Source organism: Nostoc sp., from assembly GCF_036917155.1.
In the GTDB taxonomy this organism is placed as follows: domain Bacteria; phylum Cyanobacteriota; class Cyanobacteriia; order Cyanobacteriales; family Nostocaceae; genus Nostoc.
Window position 1 is genome coordinate 1 of sequence record NZ_JBALDZ010000144.1, and the last position, 11,328, is coordinate 11,328.

Consider the following 11,328-nt stretch of genomic DNA (forward strand, 5'->3'; position numbering starts at 1 on the left):
CCAGATGGATCTGCTTGTGTGTTTAATTGCTGTAACTTCTTCACACATTAGATTTTGCCCGATTTCAGCAATAATTTACCCCCATGAACGATTACTATTTTTGCGATCATCACCTTTCCCACGCTGCTAGTGCGTTCTTTCCCTCTCCCTTCTCAGAAGCAGCTGTTCTCACAATTGATGGAGTTGGCGAATGGTCTACCGCTACTTTTGGGATAGGACGAGAAAATCAAATTCAATTGCTAAAAGAAATTCGGTTCCCTAATTCCTTTGGTCTGTTATATTCAGCCTTTACTTACTACACCGGATTTAAAATCAATAGCGGGGAGTATAAACTTATGGGTTTAGCTCCCTACGGAGAACCGAAATATGCCGATTTAATCAGAGAAAAGTTAATTCACCTCAATTCTGATGGCTCGATTATTCTGAACCAGCATTACTTTGATTATGTCGGCGGTTTAACAATGACCAACGATCGCTTTCACCAACTGTTTGGCGGCTCACCGCGTCAACCAGAGTCGCTGATTACTCAAAAGGAAATGGACATTGCCGCCAGTATCCAAGTTATCTTAAACGAGGCGGTGTTAGCGATCGCACTCTACATTCATCAACAAACCCAGCAGGAAAATCTCTGTTTGGCGGGAGGTGTAGCACTCAATGTAGTGGCAATGGGCAAATTATCCCGTGAGGGGCTATTTCACAAGTTGTGGATTCAACCTGCGGCTGGGGATGCTGGGGGTGCATTGGGAGCAGCTTTATGGTTCTGGCATCAAAAACTAAGTAACATGAGAACTCCCATTCAACTTGATGCGATGCAAGGAGCTTTTTTGGGTACTAATATCTCCCCTGCTTCCGAACTAGATGATGCAATGCTAAAGCGTTTAGAAGCTGTTTGGCAGACTCATAGCGAGGAAGTACTGCAAGAATTAATTGCTCAAAAATTAGCAGAGGGTAAAGTTGTCGCAGTCGCACGGGGACGAATGGAATTTGGGCCGCGGGCTTTGGGAGCCAGGTCAATTTTAGCCGATGCTCGCTCTCCATATATGCAAAGCCATATAAATTTAAAGATTAAGTTCCGTGAGAGTTTTCGCCCTTTTGCACCGATGGTATTAGCAGAAGATGCAGCAGAGTATTTTGAGATTCAGCAAGAAAGTCCTTATATGCTGCTGGCTTATCCGGTGAAAGAGAGCAGACGGCTACACGCAGCAACAGAGGGTCTATTCGGCATTGATTTACTAAAAGTGCCACGTTCGGATATTCCGGCTGTAACTCATGTAGACTACTCGGCTCGTGTTCAGACTGTGGATAGCGATCGCAATCCCTTTATGCACGGGATATTAACCCAATTTAAAGCTTTAACTAGTTGTTCTGTAATTGTTAATACATCCTTCAACGTCCGAAGTGAACCAATTGTGAATACAGCCGAGGATGCTTATCGTTGTTTTATGGTAACGGAAATTGATTACTTGGTTATTGGCGATCGCTTTTTTGACCGGAATACCCAAAAACAGCAACCTCTTTCGGATGAAGAACGCATTCAATGGCTGAGGAGGTTTGAACTTGACTAAATTCTCGTATTTACAAAGATTGAAGCAACGAAAACATCTGGCTCAACTTAAAGAACAGATTGTTTTTGGGCTAACTCTGGGTTGGTTGATGACGCTTGTTGGTGGTTTTCACTATTTATTTGTGATCAACACTCATGATAATTTATGGAAAGCCATTCTTTATATAGGAATAGGGTTAATAGCAATCAGTCTTATTCTTCCCTCTGCTATTTCTTTGCTCCAGAAATTCTTGCAAAAGCTGACAGAAAAGATAGGTGAAAAAATATTTATATTAATTCTTTTAGCTAGCTATTTTTTATTTATTTTACCGATAGGAGTATTGCTCAGAAGACAAAAAACAAATAATTCATTCTATGCTTGGCAAGATAAATTTCTGGCTCAAGTTGAAGGATGGATACAGTGGGAAAGTCAAGAGGATATACAACCGCTTCAGCTTGGGGCTAAAAAGCGTCCTTTAATGCTACAACTATTTTGGGTAGTTGCCTATTTCATTCGTAACGGGCATTACTTATTACTTCCAGTGCTAGTTTTGCTGCTAGTTTTAGGTTTAATTCTGTTCTTTGTGAAAGCGTCTGCTTTTGCTCCCTTTATTTATACTTTATTCTGATTTGGGTTTAAATTTGCTGATCGCCAAAATATTGATAATCTCTCTAAGAGGTTGTTTGAAAAGTCATGATTGATGTGTCAAATATTTTTTACCCCACCCCACCCTAACCCTCCCCTTATAAAGGGGAGGGAACCGGATTTTCTTGTTTCCCCCCAATATATCGGGGGGATTAAGGGGGGTAATAATTCGATTAAAATCACAGCCAACCACTTTTCAAACACCCTCTAAGTAGGTAGGCGGGAATAAACCAAACTATGTTACGAAACGTAAACATGGCTGAAACCCTTACCAATGACAAATGACGACCCCCACCAGTTAACTTTATTTACGCCCACCTACTTAATATAATTATTCCCAATTAAATTTCATACCTAGATAATCTTCCAACTTCTGATTGTGCGGTTGAAAAAAATCAGATAATTTTTTGCGTAATTCGTTGTTAGTTTTTGAATAAGAACCAGAATTCACCTTGGGGTATCCTGAAAGCGAGTAATCAGTTATTTCTAAAAAATTATAAACCTGTTTCATAGTTTTATCTGTTTGACTAGAAAGGTCTTCACTTCGCAAAATTAGAAACTGTTCTCTCGGAAAAACAGTCATCCATTTTTCTAAGAAATAAACGTATAAACCCGACCAGAGATATCCTTTTTCTGTTTGCCAGTATTTCTCAATGACTTGGGTAGGATCGGCTATGTCTTTCAGGATTTCCACTTCAGATGTCATCGCTACTTCTAAAGAACGATGTTCTTTCATCAATTTAACATTCATATAATATTGAGAAATGGCTCTATCTACTGGGTTACGTAGTATAGCAATTAGCTTAATTTGGGGAAATAGCTGAAATACTTTTTTTTCAACTTCATAGCTACCGAGATACCAAGGAGTTGCTTCTCCGGTTAAAAAGCCTCCTTCTACAGGAAGGGGAGGAAAATGAGCTAGATACCAATCAAGTCCGAGGTCAAATTTGTTATTAAAAAAATGTAATTCTTTGTCGGTAGCTGGGATAATTTGAGGGTGTTGGCACAGATAATAGTAAAGCGAAGAAGTGCCAGCTTTACCCATACCAATAATTAAGAAGCTTACATCGTCAATTTTAGGAGAATTTATGTACTTGTTTGTAATCTTTTGATTCAAATGAATGGTTTTATTCATGGCAACTTTATAGGCAATAATAGCCTCAGATACTTTACCTTGCTTGGTTAACATATCTCCTAAAACTACATAAGCATAGGGTGAAGTTAAACGTCCTTGAATAATTTGATGATAGAAGGCAATTATTCTCTCTAATAGGTTGAGTCCAGGGGTAAAACAATAGTTATTTATATAATTCAATATAAAATGAGATAAACATAAGGATGGTTCAATTTCAATCGCTTTCATATAAGTAGTAATTGCCTCATCCCATTGCTTTTTTTCTTTAAAGTCATATCCCAATACAATAGCATCCTTCCATGTTTTAACATCAGCAGTAGTTTTAACTGTCTGACAACGTGACAGCAGCACATGAAAGCTTTCATAATCCAATTGATTTTGGTGAATATTTTGAAAGGCAGTAATTTCTTCTCCTTCAAAACCTAGAGTTTGTAGCATCTTGTTTAAGACTTTAGGTACTGATGCTAAATCTGGTTGAATTTGCAAAGCTTCTTGGCAAATTTCGAGAGTTTTATCTAATTCTCCTTGTTCATAATAAAGTTCGGCTATTTTGTCATAAACAGCTACGTTGTCAGGCTTTATCTGTAGAGCTTTTCGATAATGACTTACTAATTTTTTTAGCTGATACTCCATAATTATTACGTTTGCCATTGTGTGATTGATTTAGCTTCTTAAACTCAGTTTTTGAGACTGATGATATCTAAATTTTAAAGTAATTTTTGTCAACTAAAGTGAAAAGTAATGGGGGAGTGATCGCTTATTACTACTTTGAGCTTGTAATAACTTGAATTTGCCCCTTTCCCGGCAAATTACACAATCCAAAATGAGAGTGATGATTGTTACTATAATGAGACGTAACATAAAAAACACCCACTTTTTCATAAAGATCGCAAATCTGAATGCGGCTGTTAAATTCCGCTTGTGGAAGTTCATCTAAACGTGCATAATCATTAGGGTTCATGGTGGCTAAACCAAAACCGAGAACATATTCATCTGGAGCTATATTGAGGTTTATACTGCGACAAAAACGCACATAATCCCCTTTATTAACTTGATTAGGAACGCTAACTTTATGTTGAAATGAAGTTTTTACATGAACTCGGACATTAAATTTATTAGTAATGAATACAGCTACAATGGGTACAGCAATACTCTCTTTCAGTTGAAACTCGCAGCATAAGTAAGCTTGTTCACCTTGCAAAAAATTGACGCAACCCTCGCCCTTAACGTTACAAATAGCGTAACTAATTAGTTGAGCATAATTCGCCTGGGGAAAAGAAACGGGAATAAAAACTTCATCAGCAGGCCAAAAAAAATCATCTGGTGTTTCTAAAGGTACTTCTACCTTTTCTTGAAGAACAGGCGGAGAAACATTATTAACCAAACCCATCTTTAGTTGATGGAACTTAATAATACCTTTCATCGATTCTCCTTGAAAGATTTTTTCTCCATGATGCAGCAAAATCACTTCTTTACAATATTGCTGTACTGATGCTAACTGGTGAGTCACTAAAATAATCGTAATCTGCTTTGCTATCAGTTCCTCAAGACGGGCATAGCATTTCTGTTGAAAGAAAATATCTCCAACTGCTAAAACTTCATCTAAAATCAGAACATCACATTCCAAAAACGCAAATAAAGAAAAAGCTAATCTTGTCTTCATTCCAGAAGAATATAACTTCATGGGACGGTCAAAAAAGTCTCCCAATTCCGAAAAATCTTCAATTTCTTTTATTCGTTCTTGCACATATCCTTGGGGAAATCCCAACAATTCAGCGCTGTAAATTGCATTTCCTCGTCCACTAAGTTCGGGATTAAAATCAGTTCCTAATTCTAGGAGTGAGAGAACTTTACCATTTAATTGATAACTTCCTGATGTTGCCTTCAACACCCCGGTAATTATTTTTAATAATGTACTTTTACCCGCTCCATTTTCCCCAATAATGCCAAAAAAATCGCCTTTATGCACTGTAAAAGACACATTTTTTAACGACCAAAAAGGCTGATGATAAGTGTTGTTTCCCAAACTTAACCATTCTCTAGCACGGTGCCAGGGATTTGGATAAATCTTAAAACATTTACTTAAATTATTCACCTGCAAAATAATATCATCACTCATATCACATCTCTAATCTCATCTTGGAGTTTTTGATTGACAACATTACCTAACCAAACAAATAAAGCTAGCCACCCAAGCATAATTAGCCAAACATGAAATCCTGGCATTTGATTTTCTAAAATGATATTGCGAACTGACTGAATATATGCATAGGGTGGATTCAGATAAAGCCAAGGTAAAATATTTTTGGGAACAATGGATTCTGGATAAAAAATAGGTATCATCCAACTCCATAAGGGAATTAAAAATTGTAAAATCTGCTTGACATCGGGAAAAAGAGTTTGCAAGTTAGCCAAAATTAACCCCATACCAAAACCTAAGCCTTCTAAAATTACTCCCAACACTGGTAATAACAATATTCCAAAACCTAGATGCCCACCTAACAAAAGACCAATAGGAAGCACTAAAGCTAGGTAAATAAACAGCAGAAATAGCGAAGTTAAAGTGACTTTAGCCACAAAAACCTCAGAAGGAATTGCTAAACGTCGCAGATAAATAGAATTTTGTACAAAAGCATTGCTACCACTCGCAATAGTTTCCGAAAATGTCCGCCAAGGTAGCAGTCCAGCCATAAGATATAAAGCGTAGGAACTCCCCCTCGCACCACGAGAAAGTAGTAAAGAAAATACAACTGTGTAAATGAGAATTTCGCACAGAGGATTAATAATGTTCCAAAGGATACCTATACCTGTACCAGCATAACGATAACGCAATTCATACCAAGCGTTGTAAAAAATGTAGCGCCGATATTTGTAAAGATTATTAAAAAACAAGTAATTTTTCATACCTGGGAATTGTATACATTTTTTAAGATTGCTTGCCAAATGATGTTTGTAAAGTATCATTTTGAACTTAGTGTGTTGAAACGCACTTGGGCTATTAGCATTGGAACTTAATTCCAAGGCAGGTAAACAACTAACAATCAAGGTAAACACTAGCAGTTTGCTTATTTTATGTCTACAGTTACACCTTTCCCTGCTGTCAGCGAATTTATCAATGTACTGCAAACAAGAAAATGTAAATTTTCTAGTCCAGTATATCAGCAACCAATTGTATCCATTGTTTCTTCATTCTTTAACGCTCATAAGTATTTTGAAGCTACTTATAAATCTATAATCAATCAGACATTCCAAAATTTTGAATGGATAATTGTTGATGACTGCTCTACCGAACCAGAAGCGTGCGTCTTGTTTCAATCTTTACCCAAAAGATACGGAAAAATTAAAACCTTGCAGCATCATACTAACAAAGGACTAGCAGCAGGTAGGAACACAGCCATTACCTATGCAACTGGTAAGTACTTATTTTTCATGGATTTAGATGACCTGATTGATCCTACTTATATAGAGAAGTGCGTGCTATTTTTGGAAACTCATCGAGAGTTTTCCTTTGTTAACTCCTACTCAGTTGGTTTTCAAGCTCAAGAATATTGGTGGACTCACGGCTTTAATAAACCCTCGCAATTTATTCACCAAAATTGGGTTACAGGTAGATTACTTTATCGCAAGTCAGACTTCGACTGTCTGGGGGGATTTGATGAAAATCTGAGATTTTATGAAGATTGGGAAAGGTGGCTCAAAGCCATAGCCAACAATCAAAAAGGTTGGACAATACCTGAATACTTAGATTGCTACCGTCGGATTGATTCTGGTTTACTAACAATTTCTAAAGCAAACGTTACAGAAGAAAAACGAGTCACAGAGTTAATTCAGTCTCGCTATGAAGATTTTTTTAATCACAATTATCTTCCCGATATCAGTATCGAACGATATAACTTTACTTCGGATTTCCGCTTCCCGAAAATAGATATTATTAATCCTCTTGAAAAAGACTACTCCAGCAAATACATACTTTGCTTTTTCCCTCACTTAGAAGTTGGTGGTGCTGACAAATTTAATATCGATTTAGTGACTCTATTAGCAACTCGTGGTTATGAACTGACTATTGTTACAACTTCCAAATCAGAGCATCCTTGGCAGAAACATTTTTATGCAGTCACATCAGATATATTTCATTTGCCCAATTTTTTACAAGATAGTGACTGGTTAGGCTTCACTAAATATATTATTCAATCACGTCAAATTGATATTGTCTTTATTTCTAATTCTTACATTGCTTATTACTTATTACCCTTACTGCGTCACGAATTTCCTGATATCGCTTTTATTGACTTTACTCATACTATAGATCCTGGTTGGCATGGATGTGGATATCCACGTCTTTCGTGTAAACTTAGCCAATTTTTGGACTTGCAAATCGTATCTTCTCATCACCTTGCGGAATATTATCGATGTCTGAATCCGCAAACTACTGAGAAATTGCAAGTTAGTTATACTAACGTTGATACTAATAAATGGGTGCAGGATAAAAAGAAACGTGACCAAGTGCGATCGCAACTGAAAATTCCTCATGAGTCAGTTGTAATTCTATTCCCAGCACGCTTAGTAGAACAGAAACGTCCTCTACTTTTAATTAAGATTGTTCAAGAATTAGTTGCTCACTCTTTCAACGTCTCGATAATTGTTGTGGGTAATGGTCATTTGTTACCCGAAATGCAGGCAAAAATTAGTCACTTTGGTTTAAATTCACACTTTCATATATTGCCTGCTATTAATCCTGAAGAAATGCTTGCTATTTATTGTGCAACCGACATCTTGTTACTCCCATCAGCTTATGAAGGGATTTCTCTGGTGATTTACGAAGCAATTTCTATGCAATTACCAGTCGTTGCTTCAGATGTTGGAGGACAAGCAGAATTAGTCATACCTGGAACTGGGTTTTTAGTTCCTAAAGCAGAAAATGAGGTCAGCGAAGTCGAGTCATACCTGAAAGCATTAATTCCTTTAATTCAAGATAGCGAGTTGCGTTGTAAAATCGGTTACTACGCACGGCAACGAGTTGTTGAACTATTTTCCTTAGATCAGATGGTTGAACGTATGGATACCCTATTTACCGAGGCGATCGCTTCATGCCAAACTAGAGCCAAACCAATCATCAATCTGGCTTTAGCTGAAGAAATGCTACTTCTTGCCCTAGAATACTTGCATCAAGAACAAGCTTTAAGCCATTTATGGCAGGAAAAGCGTCACTTAGAGAGACAAACACATCAACTCGAACAAGAAAGACACGAATTAGCTTGGAAAAAACGAGCGATGGAATCATCCAAGTTCTGGAAGTTCAGAACACAGTGGTTTAAACTTAAGCGATCGCTTCGTTTGACTCAAGAAGAGGAAATCTAAATATATATATGAAGATATTTTTGATTGCCAGTGAATGTCCTCCAGTTCCTGGTGGGATTGCTACCTATGTTGGCAATATGGCGGCGATGTTTTCTGATGCTGGACATGACATCACTGTTTTTGCCCGCAGTCCTCAAACAGGAATTGAAGAAGAAAACAAGCTAAAAATTATTAAAATAGTTCCTAAAGATACTTATTTATTAAATTCTACAAAAGCTCATCCCCGTTCTGAAACTCATCCAGCCTTCCCACATAACGTTATGGGTTACTGGGGGGCAATCAGCTATCAGTTAGCAGAGGAAGTCATTAATTATATTCGCATTCATGGCCAACCAGATATTATTGAGAGCGAAGACTATAGCGGGATTGCTTATTTTTTACTGCAAAAAAAGTTATTAGGCTGTCCAGAACTACAAAGAGTACCGATAGTTCTCAACCTACATAGTCCTCAATATCTGCTTTATCCTGCTGACAAAATGCCTAGTTATCATCTTTGTGATTACTGGGTAGGAAGAATGGAAAAGTTTTGCATTCTCGCTGCTGATGGAATTTTCGCTCCTACTCAGTACATTGCCCAGCAGGTAAAAACGACTTTAAATCCCGATCTCGACATTGAAATTATCCCTTTACCAGCACCTCAGAAACTTTTACATAAAGAGCAATTACCATTATCCTTACCCACGCCGGGAGATATAGTTTACTTCGGTAGGTTAGAAGTTAGAAAAGGTATTATCCCCTTGTTAGAAGCTTGCAGTCAGTTGTGGGATGCAGGCATAAATTTTCAACTTACAGCCATTGGTGGCGATACTTGGTATCACCTCCAAGGCTGTTATATGAAAGCTTATTTAACAGAAAAATATCGTCAATATATTAATTCAGGTAAACTAATAATTTCTTCACCTCTACCCCAGGCACAACTATATGAAAGACTGAAGAAAGCATGGTGCGTAGTTCTTCCCTCTCTCTGGGAAAATTTTCCTAATACTTGCTTGGAGTCTATGCTCTTAGGTAAAGCGATTCTAGCCTCATCTGCTGTTGGTCATGTTGAAATGTTACAAACAGCAGCAATGCAAGGAGGTTTAGTTTTTGATTGGCAGAACAGTAATGATTTCGCTAATAAATTAAAGCAGGTTCTCAGTTATTCAACAACTGAAATTTTAGATATAGGGTCAAAAGCTCGGACTTTAATTTTGAAAATTTCTGCCCCGGAAAATGTATTGTCAAAACGGATGGCACATTTGAAAAAAGTTATTGGGCAGCATGAAGATAGAAATATTTTTCCCTCTTTAAACTATCTACCTCACGGCAAAGTTTCTTATCCCTCATCTTTAGTTGTAGATACAGATATAAGCATCAAAGGTAGAATATCTATTTGCATTCCATTCTACAACTGTGGTCACTACATAGGTGAAACACTCAACTCTGTATTTGCCTCAACCTATCCTGACTTAGAAGTGATTATTTTCAACGATGGTAGTACAGAGAAAAAGAGTCTTGAAACTCTAGCAGTTATCGAGCAAACATATAGTAACCTAAAAATTATTCACTCCCAAAATCTTGGTGTAGCCACAGCGAGAAATAAAATGGTAGAGATAGCTAGTGGTGAATACATTGCTTTTCTGGATGCTGATGATCAAATTTCTCCAACTTTTTATCCACAAGCAGCAAAGGTTTTAAAGCAATACCAAAATGTCGGTTTTGTTGCTTCTTGGATTAAAGAGTTTGGTAATTCCGAAAAAGTTTGGGTGGCTTGGAATACGGAATTTCCTTATCTACTTTGTCACAACACTCTTGGTGTTTGTACTGTAGTAAGAAAGGCTGCTTACCTTGCTGCTGGCGGCATGAAATCTGTGTTGGCAGAGAATTTAGAAGATTACGAATGCTGGGTTAATATGTGTGAAAAAGGTTGGCTGGGAGTTGTAATTCCTGAACTACACTATTTTTATCGCATTCGTTCTGATTCCCGTTTGCAAAATAGCAACCGCGAACAACTGCTTTATCTTTATGAGTTAATTGCTGAAGAACATCCTCAGCTATACCAAGATTATGGGGCAGAGATTTATCATTTACTAAATCAAAATGGTGCGTCTTGGCTGTGGGATAATCCTTCACAAAACACAGTTGAATTTAATGTTAATATGACGGGTATGGAAATACTTTCTCTTGTCACTAATAAGCTTAAGAAGGTGTACAGCGATGGGGGCATATCTTTAATATTAAACAGGTTGCTGCTAGTGGGAAAATCCCTTCTACGCACCTGGCGTTGATCTCTTGTATTTTGTTTATGTGTGGCATTAAGGTATAATTTTTGACTTTTCCAAAATGACTACTGCTGATGCCGAGCGCACAATGCAAGTCTTGGCAGATAGTGAAGCATCACCAGAGTTCATTAAAGCTCTACTTGCAGAAGCCATAACAGAAGGTGTGCCAACCAAAAAGATTAAATCAGAACACCCTTGCATAGTGCTATTAGCTTTCATCCCCTGCCTGAAGTACGAAATACGCAACTGCGTTGCTGTTTCTCAGGGGTTTTCAGCATTTTCCTTATAATTCAATACGGTTCAGTTAAGGCTATGCAGTGCTTGAAACAACAAACACAGGAGGATTGGTTATTGTTCCAGTACCTCTGTGTTTAACCTTTTTCGA

General features: G+C 37.5%; 8 protein-coding genes. 5 read left to right on the forward strand and 3 right to left on the reverse strand.

Translation table 11 applies throughout. The features are described from left to right. Window positions 1-83 precede the first annotated feature (83 nt). A complete protein-coding gene (locus tag V7K67_RS19605) occupies window positions 84-1,565 on the forward strand; it encodes a carbamoyltransferase family protein (protein ID WP_335167998.1) in 1,482 nt (493 codons plus the stop codon). Between the two features lie 88 nt (window positions 1,566-1,653). Next, window positions 1,654-2,172, forward strand: coding sequence for a DUF5989 family protein (locus V7K67_RS19610; protein WP_334733879.1), 519 nt, complete (start codon window positions 1,654-1,656; stop codon window positions 2,170-2,172). Window positions 2,173-2,520: 348 nt separating this feature from the next. On the opposite strand, the gene V7K67_RS19615 is transcribed toward V7K67_RS19610, so the two are convergent. From V7K67_RS19615 to V7K67_RS19625, 3 genes are all read right to left on the reverse strand, one after another. Next, a complete protein-coding gene (locus V7K67_RS19615) occupies window positions 2,521-3,957 on the reverse strand; it encodes a tetratricopeptide repeat-containing sulfotransferase family protein (protein WP_335168000.1) in 1,437 nt (478 codons plus the stop codon). Window positions 3,958-4,087: 130 nt separating this feature from the next. Next, window positions 4,088-5,443: an ABC transporter ATP-binding protein gene (locus V7K67_RS19620; RefSeq protein WP_335168002.1), complete on the reverse strand. Its 1,356-nt coding sequence runs from the start codon at window positions 5,441-5,443 to the stop codon at window positions 4,088-4,090. Further along, complete coding sequence (locus V7K67_RS19625) at window positions 5,440-6,228, reverse strand: ABC transporter permease (protein WP_334733876.1); 789 nt, start codon at window positions 6,226-6,228, stop codon at window positions 5,440-5,442. Before V7K67_RS19625 ends, V7K67_RS19620 begins: the two co-directional genes overlap by 4 nt. A gap of 168 nt (window positions 6,229-6,396) precedes the next feature. On the opposite strand from V7K67_RS19625, the gene V7K67_RS19630 reads away from it, so the two are divergent. The 3 genes from V7K67_RS19630 to V7K67_RS19640 are packed head-to-tail and all read left to right on the forward strand — an operon-like array spanning window position 6,397 to window position 11,232. Further along, window positions 6,397-8,682 carry a glycosyltransferase gene (locus V7K67_RS19630; protein ID WP_335168004.1) on the forward strand — a complete coding sequence of 762 codons (2,286 nt, stop codon included), beginning with the start codon at window positions 6,397-6,399 and terminating at the stop codon, window positions 8,680-8,682. An 8-nt stretch (window positions 8,683-8,690) separates the two neighbouring features. After that, complete coding sequence (locus tag V7K67_RS19635; RefSeq protein WP_335168006.1) at window positions 8,691-10,949, forward strand: glycosyltransferase; 2,259 nt, start codon at window positions 8,691-8,693, stop codon at window positions 10,947-10,949. A 55-nt stretch (window positions 10,950-11,004) separates the two neighbouring features. After that, window positions 11,005-11,232, forward strand: a complete 228-nt coding sequence (locus tag V7K67_RS19640) for a hypothetical protein (RefSeq protein WP_334733873.1) — start codon at window positions 11,005-11,007, stop codon at window positions 11,230-11,232. The last annotated feature ends 96 nt before the right edge of the window (window positions 11,233-11,328 follow it).